The sequence below is a fragment of the Francisella sp. AG1 genome (assembly GCF_057683165.1).
Window position 1 is genome coordinate 1,800,326 of the sequence record NZ_CM173135.1, and the last position, 20,335, is coordinate 1,820,660.

The following is a 20,335-nucleotide window of genomic DNA, read 5'->3' on the forward strand; positions in this document are numbered from 1 at the left end:
CTTCTATACTTCCGAATTAGAGTAATAATATGATAAAATCTAGTTTAAATAACATAATCTAACTTATCTAAATAAGCTATAAATGCAAAACTATAATGCTAAATCCATAGAGGTTCTTACAGGACTAGATCCAGTTAAAAAAAGACCTGGAATGTACACAAATACCGAAAACCCTAATCATCTAGTTCAAGAAATTATTGACAATAGTGTCGATGAAGTTCTTGCTGGGTTTGCTAATAAAATTGATATCATACTTCATACTGATAACAGCATAGAAATATCAGATGATGGTAGAGGCATGCCAACAGATATACATCCTGAGCACAAAATGTCAGGAATCGAGCTCATCATGACAAAACTTCACTCTGGAGGAAAGTTCAATAATAAAAACTATACACACTCTGGAGGTTTACATGGTGTAGGAGTCTCTGTTGTTAATGCTCTCTCAAATAGACTAGAAGCTGAAATTAAAAGAGATGGTAAAGTTCATCATATAGTATTTGAAGATGGTTACAAAGTTAAAGATCTAGAAGTTATAGACTCCGTAGGCAAAAAAAATACTGGTACAAAAATTAAATTTTGGCCCAACAAAAAATATTTTGATGAAACAAAAATTAATATTAAAGCTCTAAAAAATTTACTAGAAGCAAAAGCCATACTCTGTAAAGATCTTACAATTAAATACTCTAATGAAATAAAAAAAGAAAGAGCGAACTGGCATTTTGAAACTGGTTTAAAAGGTTATCTTGATCAAAAATTAGGTACTAAAACACTTCCAATAGAACCTTTTATGATTGATGATTTCTCAAATGGAGATTCTTTTCTTGATGCTGTATTTTGCTGGTGTGAGACACCTATAGAAAGCATAAAAAATAGTTACGTAAATTTAATTCCAACTCCTCAAGATGGTACTCACGTAACCGGCCTCAAAAATGGCGTATATGAAGCCATCAAAACCTATGTTGAAAAAAATTCACTGGCAATAAAAAATGTCAAAATTTCTACAAATGATGCTTTTGCTCAATTAAATTATGTGATCTCAACTAAAATAACAAACCCTCAATTTAGTGGACAAACAAAAGAAAAACTATCAAATAAAGATGTAACAACATTTGTTGCTACAGCTGTTAAAGATTTACTAACTATTTGGCTTAACCAGCATCCTGAAGAAGCTCGTCTAATAATAGATAATATCAACCATATAGCTCAAAAAAGAATAAATGCTGATAAAAAAACCGCCCGCAAACGCATAATGAACACATCAATTCGTTTACCTGGCAAACTTACCGATTGTATCAGCTCTGATGTCAATTCTACTGAACTTTTTATCGTCGAAGGAGATTCTGCTGGAGGGTCAGCAAAACAAGCGCGTAATAAAAATTTCCAAGCAGTAATGCCGCTTAAAGGTAAAATACTAAATAGCTGGGAACTTGATGCTGATACCATCATGAACTCTCAAGAGGTTCATAACATAGCTACAGCTATTGGTGTAGATCCTGATAATGACGATATATCTAAACTAAGGTACAATAAAATCTGTATCTTAGCAGATGCAGATTCAGATGGATTACATATAGCTACCCTCTTATGTGCAATGTTTCTGAAACATTTTAGAAAACTTATTGAAAATGGTCATATATATATAGCACAACCACCTTTATTTAGAATAGATATAGGTAAAAATACTTTCTATGCTTTAGATGAATATGAAAAAGATACTATACTTACAGAAAATGCCAAACTCGCTGGTAAGATAAATATTATGCGTTTTAAAGGACTTGGTGAAATGAATCCTATTCAGTTACGTGAGTCTGCTATGGATGTCTCATCAAGAAAGCTACTACAACTTACAATTTCAGATATTAGTAATGATTCTGAGATCCTAGATAAACTTTTAGCTAAAAAAAGATCTAAAGATCGCCGCGACTGGTTAGAAAGTCATGGTGATAAGGCAGAAACAGAATAAATTTAAAACTTTACTTTCGACCAATCAAAACCTATACCTGGATCTGTTTTTCTACCTGGTGCGATATCCTCATGGCCTGCTATGCTTTTTAAAGCAGGGTACGAGTTTTTTAAATCCTGTAACAAAAGATTTAGATTCCTATATTGACTTACTGTATATTGAGTTTTATCAGTACCCTGCATCTCTATACCAATAGAGAAATCATTGCAGTTAGACTTACCTTCAAAAGAACTAATTCCAGCATGCCAAGCTCTATCATCAACAGATACAAATTGAATTATCTTACCATCACGTTTTATATAAAAATGTGCTGATACCGTCATATCTCTTAAACTTTCAAAACTCTTATGACAATCGTAATTTAATCTATTAGTAAATAGGCTTTCAACATTAGTATTTTCATAAACACCTTCAGGTAAACTAACACAATGGATTATTACTAAGCTAATATTACTTTTTTTGGGTCGACTATTAAAATTATTACTCCTAATACACTTAGCATTTTCATACCAACCTTGTTTAAACATTTTAGTTTTTAAATTTAAGTTATGCTAATATTATACTTTATCAACTAATTAGCTGGTTTTGAAATTTTAATTATGAATTGTCTAGATTGTAAACTTATAAAAAATACTATTATATACGGTATTCTTACTTTATTTGCTGTAGCTTTTAGTTATAACTTCTTAGATATCAAGATTGTTATGCTTATTCATAGCAGTGATTTTTTTGGCATAAAGATCAGTACATTCTCATCTTTATTTTCAAAGTTATTTTCTCCTAGTATATGGATGTTAATTACCATAATAGTAACCGCTACTTGCATTTATAAATACATTATTAAGAAACCATCTAGCAAGCTATACACAATGTCGCTAGCACTAATTCTTACTTTTTTTATCACTGGAAGTCTAAAGGTCATTTTAGCAAGAAGTAGGCCTGAATTACTAATTTTTGATAATCAATATGGCTTTAATTTCTTTTCATTTAAGAGCTCCTTAAACTCAATGCCCTCTGGACATACGGCATTTACTTTTGCCGGCCTTCTAGCTATAGCTAACTTTTTCAACAAAAAATATCTTACTCTATTAGCTATATTTATAGGCTGTCTAGTTGCGATAAGTAGAGTTATAATTTTAGATCATTATGTTTCTGATGTAATCATAGCTGCTTATATCGGAATATTTACATACTTATGGTCAAAGTCATTTGTAGAAAATCAACAAGCATAAAACTACCTTTTTTTACTCTAAAGCTAAAAAAACAAGTAACCTATAAATCATTAAATATTTGCTCACTCAATAAACTTTTTAAAATAGGTTAATGCTCTACGATATACATCTTGTTTAAAATAAACCACATGGTTAATAGGATACCAATAACTTACCCAACGCCAATTATCAAACTCTGGAGAGCTATTTGCCTCTAAATTTATACTACATTCTGAACTTTTTAACCGTAACAAAAACCATTTTTGTTTCTGACCAATGCAAACAGGTTCTCTATTTCTTACTAAAGACTCAGGAATATCATACTTAAACCAATCTCTAGTTGAAGCTAAAACTTCTACATCATGAGGACGCAATCCAACTTCTTCATGGAGCTCTCTATACATAGCTTGCAAAGGAGTCTCACCAACGGAAATACCACCTTGTGGAAACTGCCAAGAAGATCTATTTTTCCTTTGCCCCCAAAATATTCTATTTTGCCTATTGAGCAAAACTATCGCAACATTTGCTCTATAGCCACTTTTATCTATCATTTCAAAGAATAATTTCTTCTACCTAGCTTTTTATTCTAAACTAATTCCTTTAGGTTTTATATCGTATTTCTTAAAGATTGTATAAATATTAAATATTGTCATTTACAATAAAAATAAGATATTACCAACTAATAATTATATTATTTAGCTAAAAAAATGAAAAACTTAATAAAAGATATAAAAGACTTACCAAATAATATTATAAAAACAGTATTACTACTGCTCTCTATATTTTTAATAGTATATGCATATTTTATTTTTTCATGGAATATTAGTATAGATACCGAACTAGCGACATATGGTTTAGGCAACAGTGAGTTCTTACTTCCTTTAGATACACAATTTTATCGTTTAGGTAGACCTATATTGGGAGTGATAACCCAAATATCAGGTGAAGTAGCATTACCATATTTTAGCCAGTTAACTGGTCTATTATTACTCTTTTCATCAAGTATAGTATGGATTATTATTCTTAAAAAGAAAAATTTCACCCTAACTGAAATTATTGTTTTTTGCAGCCTTTACCTTATTTCTCCTATTTATATATTTCAATTTAATTTCATCAATCAAATCATTGGAATTGGAATTGGGTTTTTATTTAGTACTTTAGCTATATATTATTTTTCTTTAATAATTAGTTCTGATGAAAATCAATCAAAAAATTATGTAATAACTATAATCTATTTATCACTATCAATTGGTATATATCAATCATTTATAATACTATTCTTGGAAGGGGTTATATTCTTAACCATCATAGAACAACTTGACACACATTGTTTTAAGCTATTTAGCAAAACAATACTAAGAATCACTTTCATTTCATTAATCTCTTTAATTATCTACTATCTAACTTCTAACTTTTTTTATTTATTCACTGGAAAATCAGTCTATTTATCAAATATGTATAGTGGCTGGGGAGGTGATACCTTTTTCCATACAATAAAAAATCTGTACACGTACTTTATTGAACTATTAACTTCACCTTTTAATTATACTTATTTAATAGCATTATTATTACTTATTATTTTTATCAGAAGAATTCCTATTTTTATTACAATTTCTCTAATAATGTGTTTATTCCTACCTTTTGCTCTCATCATCACCTTAGCTACTCCTATGCCTTTCAGAATACTATTTTCAATTCCTTTAAGCACAGCTATAGTTATAATTTCATTGCTAAAATTATCTTCAAAAAAAAACATCTTGCTAATCATGACTTTCCTAGCTCTATTTATTAGCTTCAAACAAATATGCGAGTTAACCTACAGTCAAAATATGACTCAAAAATATAATGAATATAAGCTAAAATATATTTACTCTACTTTATATACAAAGTTTGGCAAAAAATTATATAAAACACCTGTAGTTTTTATTACTAGCTCAAAAGCTGATGATAGCTTTTATATAAAAAGTATATATTCTCAGCCATTTTACATTGATAGTCAATTAGATCTTTCTAGTAATATATTTCCAGACCAAAAATGGCAGACAAGCAACATAAATCATCGAGCATATTATTTTATGCGGTGGCTTGGACTATTTTATAAACTTCCAAACTCTCAACAAATAGAGCTTGGTAAAGAAATGAGTAAATCCCTTAATATCTTTCCCAAAGAAGGTGCAATAATCAAAAAAGACGGTGCTATTTTTATAAAACTAAGTCAAACTTATAACTAAAAAATTAAATTGAGATATTCCTTACTCTCTAAACTATATAAATTATTAGACATACTAGGCACTTAAATGCTTAACTTAGCTACTCAAATAATTTACCATATCTCTAAGAGAAATATTAAACAAATATAGGCTAGTGATTTCAAATACACTTAATAGTTGTTTTTTTAAACAAGCTAAATTGACACCCACAAATATAGCAATTACAGATTTAAATATTGCTTTAACTTATCAACAGACTGCTAATAGAATAAAATTCTTAGCTAAACAACTTACTGACTATGGCTATAGCTCTGAAAGTATAATCTCAATATATAGTTCCAAACGCCATGAAATTATTATAGCTTTTTTAGCTATTTCTAGTATAGGAGCTAGTTGTGTCCAACTAGACAAATCATTTCCTTTACCATTACTAAAAAATATAATTAAAGATACTAGCTCCGACCTAATACTTTGTGATGAAATTCCAGATGTTGAGATCTCGATATGTATGGACTATATTAATATGCTATCTCAATATGACGAAGAACCTATAGAAAATTTTGAAAGTAATTTTATTGATCCTGATAAAAGCTTTTGGCTAGTCTATTCATCAGGAACCACTGGAAAAAATAAAGGGATCTCTATATCCCATAGAGCAATATTAGCTTCTTATGAAATTAGAGCAACAATCAAACCCTATAATGAAAATAGCTCTATTGGATGTAATATTTATTATCTTTGGGAGGCATTTAGACCTCTGCTTAAAGGAGGTAGAACAAACATAATACCCGATGATATTCTTTATGATTTCAAAGCCCTCTCAATTTATATAAAAGATAAAGAAATTAATGAAATTCTATTTACGCCTTCATATCTGGAAACTTTACTATCAACATCAAAAGAGGCTGCTATAGAAATATTTAAATATATAGATACATGCTGGCTTAATGGTGAAGTTGTCTCTAGTTGGCTACAGCATAGTTTAGAAAAATTTATGCCTAGTACGAATATATATAATCTTTACTCAATTTCTGAATGTCATGATGTAGCTGTATATAAGTTGCATCAAAATGACCAGACTCTTGAAAAAGATGGAATTGTTCCTGTTGGCCATGTTTTACCTAAAGTAGAGGCTGTTATACTTAATGAGAATAAAGAAGTAATTAAGAATAATAGTAAAGGAGAAGTTTATATACATGCAGTAGGACTAGCCAATGAATATATAAATAGACCTGATTTAAATAAAGAAAGATTTATATCTTCAAAAGATAGTCCAATTGGGAAGAGACTATATAAAACAGGTGATTACGGAAAACTTTCTAATGATGGACAGTTAATAACTGTTTATGGAAGGTGTGATTATATTATTAAATTAAGAGGATATACGCTTTCTTTACCATTCATAGAAGCCACCATTAAAGATAAACTTAATATTATGCACTGCGTAGTTAATAAAACTGGCAACACTAGGATGTCAGAATCTTTAGTCGCATATTTAGAAGTTCCAAACGATCAACAACAAAAATTTTGTGACAAATGGCAACTTAAAAATGATAAACCGTCGAAAATACTTCTAGATAAAATATCTCCGTATCTAGCTCATTATATGCTCCCTAAATATATAGTTTTACTAAATAAAATACCTCTAAATAGATACTCAAACAAATTAGATAGAAATGTATTAAAATTAGAAGATCATCCCTCAAGAACCAATGATCTAAAAACTATTAATAATTTAGAAGACTATAAATATCTCTGGTCAGATATACTAAGTATTCAAAATGAATCTATTTTTCCTGATAGCTGTTTCTTTGAACTTGGTGGATCATCTTTATCAGCAATGCTACTTATAAGTAAATTAAGAGACTTTGGATTTGATATCAAAATAAGTAATTTTATTGAAAAAAGTACACTTAATGAAAGTTATAGCTTTTTAATCAAAAAACACAACCATAGAAATTCGACTATAACTCAAGAAATTTTGACTAATATAAATAATCTATTTAACGATATAAAACCTAATATTACTCTAGAAAAACAACCTATCTATTCTAAAAATATATTAATTACAGGTGCAACAGGTTTTCTTGGTTCACACCTAATTAGTTTATTAAAATCAAATAAACAAATAGAAACTATATTTTGCTTCGTTAGAGCTGAAAATCAGAAACAAGCAAAATTACGTATAGAGACACTATTGAAAAAACTTAATACAAAAGTGACTAATAAAATAATTTGCTTAACTGGAGATATTTCTAAGAAAGAGTTCGGATGGGAATTAAATAAATGGCAAGAGCTTTCTAAAAAGATTGATACAGTTATCCATACAGCGGCCTCTGTAAATTTATTATTACCTTATAATATTCTAAAACCTAGCAATTTTGATGGAACCGCAAATACTATAAATTTTTGTCTAACTAACAAAAGCAAGCATCTAATTCACATATCAACTAATGGTATTTTTCCTCTTCATTTAAATAGACAGTTTGATGAGTCTGAAGATATTAACTGGCTTGATTCTTTGCAGTCTGGATACTCACAAAGTAAATGGGCAGCAGAAAAACTAGTCCATAAAACTGTAAAAAAAGGTCTGCATACAACTGTATTAAGACTTGGAAATATAGCTCCATTAAATAGTAATTATATCAACAACTCAGATACTAATTGGCTTTTACTTCAAGAAATATACTCTCAAAAAAAAATTCCAAAAAATATAAGTCTAGAAATGACACCTATCGATCATATTGCTAAAGTTATCGAGTATTTTATTACTGCGGAACCAAACTCTAAATATATTTATAATATAACCAATAAAAATTTCCTAGAATCCAAAACACTAACAGAAATATTTAATTATGAGATCATACCAAGTGATAAATGGGTCGAGATGATTACAGATGATTCAATTAGATATCTTGCTGCTGATGAGGTAAATATAAACTCGTCTAAAAATAAGTATGAACAAGCAAATTATAAAAGCTTAATGAAAAATATAAATATAGACTATCCAGAAATCACCAAAACCTATTTAAATAAAATATTAAAAGGAAAAGAAAACAATGAATTTAATTAAAGACAAGCATATTTTAATTATAGGAGCATCTAGTGGAATGGGTAAAGCTATATCTGAACTTTTGTATTCACAAAAAGCAGTAAAGCTTTCTCTATGCTCACGCCGCAACATAAGTATTAGTGGTGGAAATGTTTTTTTCCAATCGGTGGACATTAAAGATCATAATAGTGTCAATACTTTTATAAATAAAGCTATAGAAAATTTTGGTGATTTTGATTATGTTATTAACTGTGCTGGAGTAATGTATTATCAACTTATAGAAAATAGAAACTACCAAGAATGGTTAGAAACCATTAATACTAATATTATAGGTTTTACAAATATTTTATACTCAACGTTACCTTCAATCATCAAAGCTAAAGGCATGCTCATAAATATAACCTCTGATGCTGCTCGTCAAGCATTTCCAGGGTTAGCAATATATTCAGGCTCAAAAGCATATATGGAATATACTCTTAGAGCCATTCGCATAGAGCTAATAGAGAAAGGAGTTAGAGTTGTTAATATTCAACCTGGTAATGTTGCTACGCCTTTACAAGATATGTCATCAGATAGTCAAGCTGTCGATAAATATGCAAGTTCCGATTTTGAAGACTTTATAAAGCCTGAACAAATAGCTCAAACAATTTTATTTGCAATGGAACAACCTAATAATATAGTTATAAATGAATTACTTATAGAGCCCCAAAAAGAGCCTATAAGTGGCTAAAAACTATATTTTATCTAAAATAATATCAGCAGCTCTTTCAGCAACCATAATTGTTGGAGCATTTAGATTACCATTGGGAATGGTTGGAAAAACTGATGAATCAACTATACGAATATTTTCTAAGCCATGAATCTTTAGGTTCTCATCGACCACTGCCATATCGTCTAAACCTATCTTACAGCTACATGATGGATGATAGGCACTTTCAACATTTGCTCTCACAAATTCATCAATTTGGCTATCACTCTGTATATGATCTCCAGGCTGAATCTCTCCTGCTCTATACTCATCAAACACTGGCTGGTTAATAATTTCACGCGTTAGCTTCACACAGTCTCTAAACCCAATAATATCATCCTGATGCTCCAAATAATTAAATCTAATTTCTGGGGCATCATTAATATTAGGAGTTAATAACTTAACATATCCTTTACTTTTAGGTTTATTTTGACCAACATGTACTTGGAACCCATGGCCTTTAAAAGCAGCTCGACCGTCATAACGCATTGCCGCAGGTAAAAAATGATATTGAACATCAGGCCATGATTCATCACTCAGGCTAGAAGGTATAAATGCACAGGCCTCAAAATGATTAGTAATACCAAGACCTTTTTTAAATAACATCCAATTTAAACCTATTTTAAATTTAGACCATAAACCTAGCTTAGAATTAAGTGTAATTGGTTTTTTACATTTAAATTGAAAGTAAAACTCTAAATGATCTTGGAGGTTCTTACCAACACCTGGTAAATGATGGATGATATTGACCCCAGCTTGCTTAAGCTCACCTATATCACCAACTCCTGAAACTTGTAATAAATGAGGTGATCCTATAGATCCAGCACTTAAAATAATTTCATTTGTAGCATTAAATTCAAAAATTTTACCTTTATGCTTAACCTTAACACCTATGGCTTTTTTATTTTGAAAAATAATTTTTTGTGTCGTAGCTTTGGTTATTATTGTTAGATTCTCACGCTTTTTCACAGGCGCAATATAACCATAACTTGTCGAGTTGCGTATACCATTCTTTACAGTCATCTGCATTGGTGAAAATCCATACTGCTCTTTAGCATTATAATCATCTATACGTGGATACCCAGCCTGCACTCCGGCTTGAATAAAAACATTATATAAAGGGTTTTGCATATTATTACCATTAGTAACATTTATTGGCCCTTTATCACCTCGATAATCATTAGCCCCTTTAAAATAACTCTCCATTTTTTTAAAATATGGTAAACAATTTTGATAATTCCAGCCTTTAGCTCCTCTTTCTTCCCATTGATTAAAATCTTTTCTATGCCCTCTAACAAACACCATACCATTTATAGATGATGACCCGCCTAGTACTTTACCTCGTGGGCAATGCATTACACGATTATCAAGATATGGTTCAGCTACAGTATGAAATTGCCAAGCATATTTTTTGGTGTTCATGGGATACGATAATGCTGTAGGCATGCGGATGAATACACTTTTATCACTTCCACCACTTTCTATTAATAGCACGCTATTATTTTCATCTGCAGAGAGCCTATTTGCTAATACACACCCTGCTGATCCAGCTCCAATTATTATATAATCATATTTTTTTTGCATTTATTAAAATGGCCCTTCAAGTTTAGACATTCCAATATAGACCGACTTAGTCTGTGTATAGTGATTCAAAGCTTCAATACCATTTTCACGCCCTACTCCTGATAGTTTATACCCTCCAACAGGCATTTCGCTTGGAGAAGCCCCATACGCATTAACCCAGCATATACCCGCTTGAATTTGATGAATAACACGATGAGCTCTACGTATATCGTTTGTAAATATCCCTGCAGCAAGGCCTAATTTAGTATTATTTGCACGTAAGATAACCTCTTCTTCCTCTTTAAATTTTAAAATACTCATTACAGGGCCAAACACTTCTTCTTTGACAATATTCATATCATCATTACAATCAATAAATATTGTTGGCTCTACAAAATAACCATTTTTACAAGCTGGTAAACTAACTCTATTACCTCCACATATAAGCTTTGCGCCTTGATTCTTGGCATTCTCAATATACTCCAACACCAAAGACATATGCTTTTTATTAATAAGTGCACCAAAATTAGTTTTTAAATCTAATGGATCACCAATAATAATATTTCTCTGTGTCCGCTCTAGCAATTTTTCAACAAACTTATCATAAATATTTTCATGTAAATATACACGAGTACAGTTAGTACAAATCTCACCTTGTGTATAGAAATTACCAAGCATCGCAGCAGTTACTGCTTCATCAATATTTGCATCATCAAAAACTATTAATGGTGACTTACCACCTAGCTCCATCGTAACTTCTTTCAGACTAGCTGCTGCAGCAGACATTACCTTTTTACCAGTGCCTACCTCACCAGTAAAAGATACTTTCTGAATTTCTGGCAAATCAACAAGCTTTTTGCCTACATCTGCTCCACCTTGTATAACATTAAATACTCCAGCAGGGACTCCAGCTTCAATAAATATTTCCGCGAGCTTTATTGCTCCAAGAGGAGTTTCTTCTGATGGTTTAAAAATCATTACATTGCCACTAGCAAGTGCTGGAGCTGATTTCCAACATGCAATCTGTAGTGGATAGTTCCATGCCCCTATCCCCAATGTAATTCCTAATGGTTCACGACGTGTATAAAAAAAATCATTACCAACTTGTTGCTGAACACCTGAAACACTCTGAGCAAGATTTGCAAAATATTCAATAGCATCTGCTCCAGTTTGGATATCAACCTCTATTGCCTCTTGAAGTGGCTTGCCTGTATCTAAAACCTCTATTTCTGCTAACAAATTATTTTTTTCATGTAATATTTTTGATACATTTTGTAAAATTCTGGTTCGTTGAATTTGTGATTTTGCTGACCATTGCTTAAATGCCTTTTGAGCTGATAAGATAGCTAAATCAATAATATAATTATCTGCCTCTTCTACTTGATAAATAATTTCCCCTGTAGCTGGATTAACTACATCAAAAACTTTACAAGTATTATTTGAAACAAATTTCCCATCCACAAAACTTTGATATTTGAGCATTTTTATATAATAAAATAATAGAAATATTGATGATAATACTACCAAATACTCACTGCTTTTAAAACAATCACTCTATAATTGTTTATAGTATCAATTTTGTCATAGACTTGAAATGAACGCTCATATACTCTATTGTATGCTTACTTATAATATTTAAAATAGTTAATTATTTAGTAAATGGTATGTAAAAAACGAGCATTTTTCTTTGGGACATTTTCAGGTGTATTTTGGGGACTAGACTACACATTAGCCGGACAAATTCACACTTTATTAACTATGACATTTTTAGTTTCAATGTGGTTAACATCCATTCATGATTTAGGAGTTGCTGCTACAGTAGGAATAGTATCTAATAATTCTATTAAAAAAGTAAAAGATCTTAAAATATGGCAAATTATAAGCATTTGCTGTATCCCCCTATTAGGTGGACTAGCTATGACTATGTATATGCTTTCAACTAAAGATATATCTACAGGGGCTGCTATTATTATTTCATCATGTTATCCTGCAGTAGGTATGGTTGGAGCAAGAATCTGTCTTAAAGAAACCCTTACACCACTTAAAATCTTAGGCTTTATAATTGTAGTAATAGGAATCTCACTAACTGCTTATAATGAACTTTTTGATAAATCCAACAGTATTATAGGCCTTAGCTTTGCAATAATGGCTGCTATATTTTGGGGGCTAGAAGGAGTCATATATAAAATGGTTTTAAATGCCAATATTTCAGCAAATACTTTATTGTTTTTACGTAAGCTCTCTACATTTTTCATATTTCTACCATTTACTTTTATTATTATTTCAACTGTTGATGCTTATATCCTAATGCTCATGGCTATTGTTGGAATAGTTGGCTACATAGCAGATTTAGCCTACATGCAAGCTTTTAAATTTTCAGATGTAGCTCTAGCTATGTCACTAAACATAACCTATATAATTTGGGGACCTTTGTTTGCATTTTTATTATTTGGACAAAATATTAGTATAATAATGCTGATAATATGCGCTTTATTTATTTTCACTGGGAACTATCTAATATTTAAATCAAGATCAGTTTACTAAACTTTTTACTTAAATTATTTATTTAAAAACTGAATCTTTTCCATAAAGATAGTTAGGTAATTTAAATACATATTCAGTAAAGCCACCAACTAAATCTGAAGGTTGATCGCCTATTGACATAAGCACTTTGTAACCCAAAGATTCAATAAAAGCTCTCTTTTTTTCTTTAAAATTTTTGAATTTATCTGATTTATATTCTGTAATATTTTCCGGAAAAACAAAAACATCTTCAAAATCAGTATAACCAGCATTTTGTAATGCTTGCTTTGTAGAATCTAAATATTTAGCAAAACGAGCACTTATAAAAAATACTTTTAAGCCCTTATCAAGGCAGTATAAATAAAAATCTAGTGTTGCTCTTATTGGTACTACTTTTGTACTTGATATTAACTCATGCCAAATTTGATGATTTTCATCTTGAGGAAAGCCTGCTTCCTTAAAAGGATAATAATGATTTAAAGAGGTTTCATCTATATCAAAAACTACAGCCTTATTGTGCCAAGAGTTTTGAGATGCTACAACAAGTCGTGCCTGCTCAAGAAGTTTCTCAACCTCTTGCTCATGCATTACGCTTTCATAATAAGAAGTAACTTCATTTTTTTTCATAAAACTTATTTCAAACCTAATTCTTTAAGTCTTTCCTCAAGAAAAATTCCAGCTTTAGGGTATTTATCAGAAAGATACACCTCTGATTTTGGATGGATAAAACAAGGAGTAGAAACTCTATCTTGGTTTTCTTTTTCATCCTCTGGTTTAACAACCCTATGTTTAGTAGCAATATATTCACCATGAGTCATCTCTTGAAGCATATCTCCAATATTTATAACCAAGGACTCACTATCACATGGTACATCATACCACTCATTAGTTAGCGGAGATAAAACTTGCAATCCTGGTGAAGAAGCTATTGGTAATAATGTAATCAAATTGATATCTTCATGTGCTGCTGCTCTTACAGCACCTGGTTCTTCATCACCCTGAATAGCTGGATAATGTAATATTCTGAGTAGTGTTCCTTCATATGATATAGTATCTCTTAACCTTTGAGGAAGTCTCTTCGCTACAGCTGGATCCATATGTTTGTCAATCCACTCTAAAAGAGTCTCCCCCAACTTCATCATATTCACAAACATTTCTCTGGCGGCATCACTTACTTCACTAGGATATCTACCATTAGGAAAATAAAGATGATAGAAATGCTTTAAATCTCTTATTGTTTCTCCTTTTGCTACTTCAGAAATATTTTTTGGAAAGTAACCATCCTGATTATCTTTATCAAAAAGATACTTATCAACGTCAGTTGATTTTAAAAAATATTCCCACTCTGTATAAACTGTTTGAATTAGTTTCCAATCGATAGGATGAGTTTTCAAAACTGCAAAGCCGGTTTCTTTTAAAGACTTGGTAAATTCTTCAGATGCATTTTCCGCATAATAGTCAACACTTCGGATATTCATTTTTACTCCATACTTTTAGAGGGGAAATATTATTTTTCATATATTATACCAATACTAACTCTTTGTTGCACCTGTTAGATAATAATATAAATATGAAGATTTTTTAATATGTTTGAAGTGTAGTGCAGGATAAAAAATTTTTAATAATTATTAATGTAAAATAAATTTGAGATTTATATAATACAGATAGTATAATTATTAATATATTTAATATAAATATATTAATAATTATAAAAATGACGTACTACGATAACTTATATCTAAATATTAAAGAATATATCTCAATTGCAGAAGAATCTAAGGAGATAATAGCCAAAGGCTCACAATTGTTAACTAATCTTGATTCCAAACGTGGGCTTTGTTACGGTCTTGTGAGTATGTGGGGATCTATGTATTTAAGAAAACATGAAATATTTTTTCAAAAATATATTAATATCCTAACAGAAAAAAAATTATCTAAAGAGGACTTAAAATTACAATTAAGTTATGAATCTATAGGTTCTAACGACTCTCCAACCCTTGCTGAATTTATAAAAAACATGTTAATTAACCATTTTCATAATGATATTAGTTTTATTGATTATGAGAATGCAGAAGAAAATCAGCGCAGGACTATTGCCCTGAATAAAGTTAGAGTAAAAGATAAGCAAAAAGAACAACCTCCTATAACTAAAATTGGAGGGTGTTATCTTCATGATCCAATATTTAAGCTACAAGAAAAAATTGAAACTCACAAAGTTGATGGTGATGTTGATGACATTCGTATGTTTTTTAGTCTCGCTGGAAACAATCATACCATTGGAGCAAGGTTTGATAATAAACAAGGTATATTACTATTTGATCCGAATTTTTTATCTACAGAGACAAATAAGCCTCTAATACTAGAGGAAACTTTAAAGAATTCAAAATCATTCGATGCAATTAGAACAGCTTGTGATGAAATTAACTATATGAAATTTACCGATTTACGATTGTATACTTTAAAAGCATATGCCGATGGCCATTTTGTCCACAAAGGAGGTTTAGATTTTAAAAAAATAACTCTAATATATCAAAATTTCAAATATTTAAAATCATTAATACATGCTAATCAAAATTTAAATATTAAGAAGCTAGAAGATAAGCTTGATAAAATCATTGAGGAAAATTCTGATGATGCAATAAAAATATACTACACAATATCGGATGAAGTTAATAAATCTTATGATGAAGGTAGTGATAAGTATTTTAGATCCTATATAACTGAACTATATTCTATACTTCCAATACAATATATGACACAAAGCTTTACCGAGTACTATGAATTTGCAAAGCACATAAAAACACAAGATAGCAAAACATTTGCTTTACATAAACTAGCTCTTAGTAATGCTACTGATTGTATTTCAGGAAATAATTTATTGTATACTCACCCTGATTATGTTGGTAGTCATGTAAATGAATATAAGCATGTTGCATCAACTATGCCACACTCTCTCTTATTATATTTTAATACAAATAGTCTTTCTAAGTTTACACAGACAAGTCAGCTGCCAAGAAACGAACCTGTTCTTTTAATAATTATGAAAAATTTGGTATATCAAATGCAGTTACTGATAGATGTATATGGATTTGAGAAAACGCTACTAACAGAAGCTTATACTATAAAAAGTAATACCAAAACAGTCTTAGATTTCTGTGTTGAGCAAAAATTAGAAATACTTATTTTTCTATTTCAAAACTATAATCAACAAATGTTAGCATTGTTAAAAGTAGCAAATATAAAAGAATTTATTCACAAAAATAACATTAAAGATGAATACAATCAAAATGGTTATAATTTATATAAAGATCTATTAAATTTAAAAGAATATAATTCAAGGAATGATTTTCACAACTACTTACAAGATAAAGCCGTACAAGAATATCTTGAATCCACACATGCGGCAATAAAGTTAGCCAATGATATGGTTAATAAATATAAAGAAGATGCAAAAAAAACTTTTTTTTCTGATAGCTCTGAACAACTAAAAATAAAGGCATGGAAATATCTAAAATTTCATTTAATTTTTGGAAAATCCAAAACCTCGGCAAAGTATATTAGAGAACAATTACAACCTATCAGTTCACCTAATGGTAGTTCAATGAAAGAATTATATATTTTTAGTACAAAGTATAATATTGTTGGAAAAAATACGAATATTACTAATAAGAATGGAGTATTTAGATTACTTAGCGATTTTTTAATACATTTTGGAATTATTGATTTTCTAGATGGATTTGAGACTGTTGATGATTAATAGCTGCCGTGGCACTTTTAAGCTTAGGCTTAGCATCTCAATCTTATGATGGATTTTTAGTCAGGCCACTATTAATTACACCAAATATTATTATCCAGAATTCGATACTAATGAGTATTGGAGAAATCATGGCTGGACTACTGTTATGCCTATATTAGGGATGATTAGGAGATTAACCATGGGGATTATACCTTATATACCTGGTAAGTAATTTAATATACAAGATATTATCATAGTGTGTGATCAAGTCAGTTTAAACAAGAATCGTACCGTGCTAACTCAAGGACTTACCTCACTTACTCGACAAACATTTTTCTAACCTACAAGATCATAGGAAGCAGGCCAAAATTACCTATCCACTATCAGAAATCTTATCGATTGTGCTATGTGGAACGATCTGCAGAGCAAACAATTATTATGACTACATTACGGTACAGCTAAGTATTATTTTTTTAAAAAAAATTATCCACGTGGATGATGCTTTCTATATATCTCTTGTAAGCGATTTTGTGATATATGAGTATAAATCGTAGTTGTAGAAACATTACTATGACCAAGTAATAGCTGTACTGATCTTAAATCTGCTCCATGATTCAGCAAATGAGTAGCAAAAGCATGTCTTAATGTGTGAGGCGATATATCTGTGTTTATCCCAGCAGTAAAAGCATAATTCTTTATACGATGCCAAAATGATTGGCGTGTTATTCTTCTCGAATGTTTACTGATGAACACTGCTTTTTCTTTAAAATTCTTTGATAGAATATTACGAGATTCATTAAAATATTTCTGTAAATATTCAAGAGCATACTCACCTATTGGAACAATACGCTCTTTTGAACCTTTTCCTAAAACCTGTATCACGCCAATATTCATATCAATATCCTCAATATTCAATCCTACAAGCTCACTAACTCGTAAGCCTGTGGCATACATTAGCTCAAGCATTGCTTTATCACGGATACCAATATCCACCGTTAAATCTGGAGCCTGAATTAACTTCTCAATATCAGCTTCTGTCATATCTTTAGGTAAATTTCTTGCCAACTTAGGCAAAGTGAGTTTTGCTGTAGGATTTTTATCAACTTGACCTGTAGATATTAACCATGCATAAAATTTACGCAAAGTAGAGATCATTCTTGCATTAGAACGACTACTATAGCCATTTTTAGAGCGATAAGAAATAAAAGCATACAATTGCTCAAAACCTAAATTAGTCAAATCAAGTTTTGAAAAATAATTTTGTAGAAATTTAAGATCAGTACGATAAGATGAAATAGTATTTTGGCTTAAGCCGTGCTCAAGCCAAAGATTATCAAGAAAAGCATCAACTGCTGTAGACACTTAGTTTTCCTAGAATTATACTTTTTCTTTAATTCTAGCAGCCTTACCAGTAAGACCTCTCATATAATATAATTTAGCTCTACGAACATCTGCTCTTTTCTCTACTTTAATGCTATCAATTAATGGTGAATGAGTTTGAAAAGTTCTCTCAACTCCCATTCCTGAAGACATTTTTCTAACAGTGAACGCTGAATGAAGCCCTCTATTTCTCTTTCTTAAAACAAATCCTTTAAAAGCCTGTATTCTTTCTTTATCACCTTCTCTAATCCATAGATTAACTGTTAAAGAATCACCAGGATTAAATTCTGGAAGATCAGTTCTAATTTGAGATTTTTCTACTAATTCAACAAATTTATTTTTCATTTTTTTCTCCTTTTGTGCTTACCTTATCAATTTCATAATCTTTTATAATTTTTTTATCTTCTTCAGATAGGCATAGGCACTCTATTAAATCTTTACGACGCTCATAAGTCCTTATTAACTTTTGTTTGCGTCTCCATTTAGCTATTTCTTTATGATTACCAGATAATAAAATATCTGGTACAGCCTCACCAGTAGGTAAAACTGCCGGTTTTGTATAATGCGGGTAATCAAGAAGACCATCATAAAAAGAATCTTCTACAACAGAATTTTTGTTACCTAACACCTCCGGTAATAGTCTTATTAAACTATCCATAACTATCATAGCAGGGAGTTCTCCTCCACTTAACACAAAATCACCGATTGAAATTTCTTCATCAACATACTCTTGTATTAGGCGTTCATCAACCCCTTCATATCTACCACAAAGCAATACTAGTGAATCATTTTTCAAAAACTCTAAAGCTTTATCATGATTAAATACACCGCCCTGAGGTGACAAGTATACTACTTTTGTATTACAACCTAAAGATCTTTTTGCATCCTCTATAGCTGCTACTAGTGGTTCATATTTCATAACCATGCCTGCACCACCACCAAAACTAGTATCATCTACTGTAGCATGTCTATCTGTAGTATAATTACGGGGGTTAAAACAATTTATAGATACTTTTGAATTTCTTATAGCTTTTGCTGTTATCCCAAAATCATTTATAGCGCTAAACATTTCTGGAAATATGGTTATCACTCCAAACTTCATAATTTAATAATCATAATCCCAATCAACAACTATTCTTTTTAAACTAAGATCTTCATTAAGAATATGCTGTTTTACATATGGAATTAAATATTCAGAAGCTTCAGTTTTGCATACCAGAACCTCATTTGCTCCCGTTTCAATAATATCAACAACTTTACCAAATGAATCATTACTAGTATTTACTACGCAACACCCTATAAGATCCTTGAAATAGACCTCTTCACCACTTAATCTAGGTAAAGCATCTTTTGGTACACCAATTAGCGCATTAACGTATTTTTTAGCTGTTTCAGCATCGTCAATATTGGCAAGTTTAATATAAGTCTTACCAGCACGTCTTAGAACACTTTCATCTCTAAGAGGTTGCCATCTATCATATGCTGGCAACTGTATATACCAAGCACCATAACTCAGAATAGTCTCTATAGAGTTTGCCAAAGGGTAAAGATTAAGCTCACCATCAAGCTTATAGGTAGAACCTATCTTAGCTATTTCTACAAATTCCTGTGACATACGATATAAGTTTTATTGTAAAAACTAAACTGTTACTTTTTTAGCTTCTTTAATTAAGCTTGCAACTCTATCTGAAGGTTGAGCACCTTTGGCAACCCACTCAGCAACTTTTGCAACATCAAGCTTTAACTTCTCTTCACCACCTTTTGCTAAAGGATTAAAGAAACCTAATCTTTCGATGAATTTACCATCTCTTGGACTTCTTTTATCAGCAACTACGATTCTATAGAAAGGACGCTTTTTAGCTCCACCACGAGCCATACGAATTACTACCATTTATTTATTCTCCGGTTTTAACTTTTAATTATTTAAATTTATAAACTAAGCTTAA

The 20,335-nt window shown here is 30.6% G+C and carries 19 protein-coding genes and 2 pseudogenes; 9 read left to right on the plus strand and 12 right to left on the minus strand.

Translation table 11 applies throughout. The features are described 5' to 3' along the window. Positions 1-82: 82 nt before the first annotated feature. Positions 83-1,966, plus strand: a complete 1,884-nt coding sequence (gene parE, locus ACR0PV_RS09400) for a DNA topoisomerase IV subunit B (RefSeq protein ID WP_488172828.1) — start codon at positions 83-85, stop codon at positions 1,964-1,966. Positions 1,967-1,968: 2 nt separating this feature from the next. Here the strand turns inward: parE and ampD are convergent, their stop codons facing one another. Beyond that, on the minus strand, positions 1,969-2,493 hold the full coding sequence (gene ampD, locus ACR0PV_RS09405) for a 1,6-anhydro-N-acetylmuramyl-L-alanine amidase AmpD (protein ID WP_488172829.1): 525 nt from the start codon (positions 2,491-2,493) through the stop codon (positions 1,969-1,971). 72 nt (positions 2,494-2,565) lie between these two features. On the opposite strand from ampD, the gene ACR0PV_RS09410 reads away from it, so the two are divergent. Beyond that, positions 2,566-3,198, plus strand: a complete 633-nt coding sequence (locus ACR0PV_RS09410) for a phosphatase PAP2 family protein (RefSeq protein ID WP_488172830.1) — start codon at positions 2,566-2,568, stop codon at positions 3,196-3,198. Between the two features lie 62 nt (positions 3,199-3,260). Here ACR0PV_RS09410 and ACR0PV_RS09415 read toward each other — a convergent pair whose 3' ends face one another. Next, a complete protein-coding gene (locus ACR0PV_RS09415; RefSeq protein ID WP_488172831.1) occupies positions 3,261-3,728 on the minus strand; it encodes an RNA pyrophosphohydrolase in 468 nt (155 codons plus the stop codon). Between the two features lie 156 nt (positions 3,729-3,884). Between ACR0PV_RS09415 and ACR0PV_RS09420 the strand changes: the two are divergent. Continuing rightward, positions 3,885-4,835: pseudogene (locus ACR0PV_RS09420) on the plus strand (glucosyltransferase domain-containing protein); the annotation flags it as partial. Here ACR0PV_RS09420 and ACR0PV_RS09425 read toward each other — a convergent pair. Then, on the minus strand, positions 4,727-4,975 hold the full coding sequence (locus tag ACR0PV_RS09425; RefSeq protein WP_488174008.1) for a hypothetical protein: 249 nt from the start codon (positions 4,973-4,975) through the stop codon (positions 4,727-4,729). The pseudogene ACR0PV_RS09420 and the gene ACR0PV_RS09425 overlap by 109 nt on opposite strands. Positions 4,976-5,006: 31 nt before the next feature. Between ACR0PV_RS09425 and ACR0PV_RS09430 the strand changes: the two genes are divergently transcribed. The 3 genes from ACR0PV_RS09430 to ACR0PV_RS09440 all read left to right on the plus strand — a co-directional run bounded on the left by ACR0PV_RS09430 (position 5,007) and on the right by ACR0PV_RS09440 (position 9,169). Then, entirely contained in the window at positions 5,007-5,408 is a 402-nt protein-coding gene (locus ACR0PV_RS09430) for a hypothetical protein (RefSeq protein WP_488174009.1), read from the plus strand. A gap of 133 nt (positions 5,409-5,541) precedes the next feature. Next, positions 5,542-8,460, plus strand: coding sequence for a non-ribosomal peptide synthetase (locus ACR0PV_RS09435; RefSeq protein ID WP_488172832.1), 2,919 nt, complete (start codon positions 5,542-5,544; stop codon positions 8,458-8,460). After that, a complete protein-coding gene (locus tag ACR0PV_RS09440; RefSeq protein ID WP_488172833.1) occupies positions 8,447-9,169 on the plus strand; it encodes an SDR family oxidoreductase in 723 nt (240 codons plus the stop codon). The genes ACR0PV_RS09435 and ACR0PV_RS09440 overlap by 14 nt, the downstream gene beginning before the upstream one ends. A 3-nt stretch (positions 9,170-9,172) precedes the next feature. Here the strand turns inward: ACR0PV_RS09440 and betA are convergent, their stop codons facing one another. Both betA and betB read right to left on the minus strand, forming a co-directional pair. Then, positions 9,173-10,771, minus strand: a complete 1,599-nt coding sequence (gene betA / locus ACR0PV_RS09445; protein ID WP_488172834.1) for a choline dehydrogenase — start codon at positions 10,769-10,771, stop codon at positions 9,173-9,175. A 3-nt stretch (positions 10,772-10,774) separates the two neighbouring features. After that, positions 10,775-12,232 carry a betaine-aldehyde dehydrogenase gene (betB, locus tag ACR0PV_RS09450; protein ID WP_488172835.1) on the minus strand — a complete coding sequence of 486 codons (1,458 nt, stop codon included), beginning with the start codon at positions 12,230-12,232 and terminating at the stop codon, positions 10,775-10,777. Between the two features lie 177 nt (positions 12,233-12,409). On the opposite strand from betB, the gene ACR0PV_RS09455 reads away from it, so the two are divergent. Continuing rightward, entirely contained in the window at positions 12,410-13,294 is an 885-nt protein-coding gene (locus ACR0PV_RS09455) for a DMT family transporter (RefSeq protein ID WP_488172836.1), read from the plus strand. A gap of 18 nt (positions 13,295-13,312) precedes the next feature. Here ACR0PV_RS09455 and ACR0PV_RS09460 read toward each other — a convergent pair whose 3' ends face one another. Together ACR0PV_RS09460 and ACR0PV_RS09465 are read right to left on the minus strand one after the other, a co-directional pair. Further along, positions 13,313-13,900 (minus strand): HAD family acid phosphatase, encoded by a 588-nt coding sequence (locus ACR0PV_RS09460; RefSeq protein ID WP_488172837.1) that lies wholly within the window; start codon positions 13,898-13,900, stop codon positions 13,313-13,315. Between the two features lie 5 nt (positions 13,901-13,905). After that, complete coding sequence (locus ACR0PV_RS09465; RefSeq protein WP_488172838.1) at positions 13,906-14,751, minus strand: 2OG-Fe(II) oxygenase family protein; 846 nt, start codon at positions 14,749-14,751, stop codon at positions 13,906-13,908. A gap of 236 nt (positions 14,752-14,987) precedes the next feature. Here ACR0PV_RS09465 and ACR0PV_RS09470 point away from each other — a divergent pair, with 236 nt between their 5' ends. Continuing rightward, positions 14,988-17,030, plus strand: a complete 2,043-nt coding sequence (locus ACR0PV_RS09470) for a hypothetical protein (protein ID WP_488172839.1) — start codon at positions 14,988-14,990, stop codon at positions 17,028-17,030. Between the two features lie 317 nt (positions 17,031-17,347). Continuing rightward, positions 17,348-17,563, plus strand: a pseudogene (locus ACR0PV_RS09475) (transposase family protein); the annotation flags it as partial. Here ACR0PV_RS09475 and xerD read toward each other — a convergent pair. The 5 genes from xerD to rpsP are packed head-to-tail and all read right to left on the minus strand — an operon-like array spanning position 17,493 to position 20,280. Continuing rightward, positions 17,493-18,371 (minus strand): site-specific tyrosine recombinase XerD, encoded by an 879-nt coding sequence (xerD, locus tag ACR0PV_RS09480; protein WP_488172840.1) that lies wholly within the window; start codon positions 18,369-18,371, stop codon positions 17,493-17,495. The pseudogene ACR0PV_RS09475 and the gene xerD overlap by 71 nt on opposite strands. A gap of 15 nt (positions 18,372-18,386) precedes the next feature. Beyond that, positions 18,387-18,734 (minus strand): 50S ribosomal protein L19, encoded by a 348-nt coding sequence (gene rplS / locus ACR0PV_RS09485; RefSeq protein ID WP_488172841.1) that lies wholly within the window; start codon positions 18,732-18,734, stop codon positions 18,387-18,389. Continuing rightward, the gene (trmD, locus tag ACR0PV_RS09490; protein ID WP_488172842.1) at positions 18,724-19,491 is read right to left on the minus strand and encodes a tRNA (guanosine(37)-N1)-methyltransferase TrmD; all 768 of its coding nucleotides are present in this window, start codon (positions 19,489-19,491) and stop codon (positions 18,724-18,726) included. Before trmD ends, rplS begins: the two co-directional genes overlap by 11 nt. Positions 19,492-19,494: 3 nt before the next feature. Continuing rightward, positions 19,495-20,004 carry a ribosome maturation factor RimM gene (gene rimM / locus ACR0PV_RS09495; protein ID WP_488172843.1) on the minus strand — a complete coding sequence of 170 codons (510 nt, stop codon included), beginning with the start codon at positions 20,002-20,004 and terminating at the stop codon, positions 19,495-19,497. Between the two features lie 24 nt (positions 20,005-20,028). After that, the gene (gene rpsP, locus ACR0PV_RS09500) at positions 20,029-20,280 is read right to left on the minus strand and encodes a 30S ribosomal protein S16 (RefSeq protein ID WP_488172844.1); all 252 of its coding nucleotides are present in this window, start codon (positions 20,278-20,280) and stop codon (positions 20,029-20,031) included. Positions 20,281-20,335: the final 55 nt, after the last annotated feature.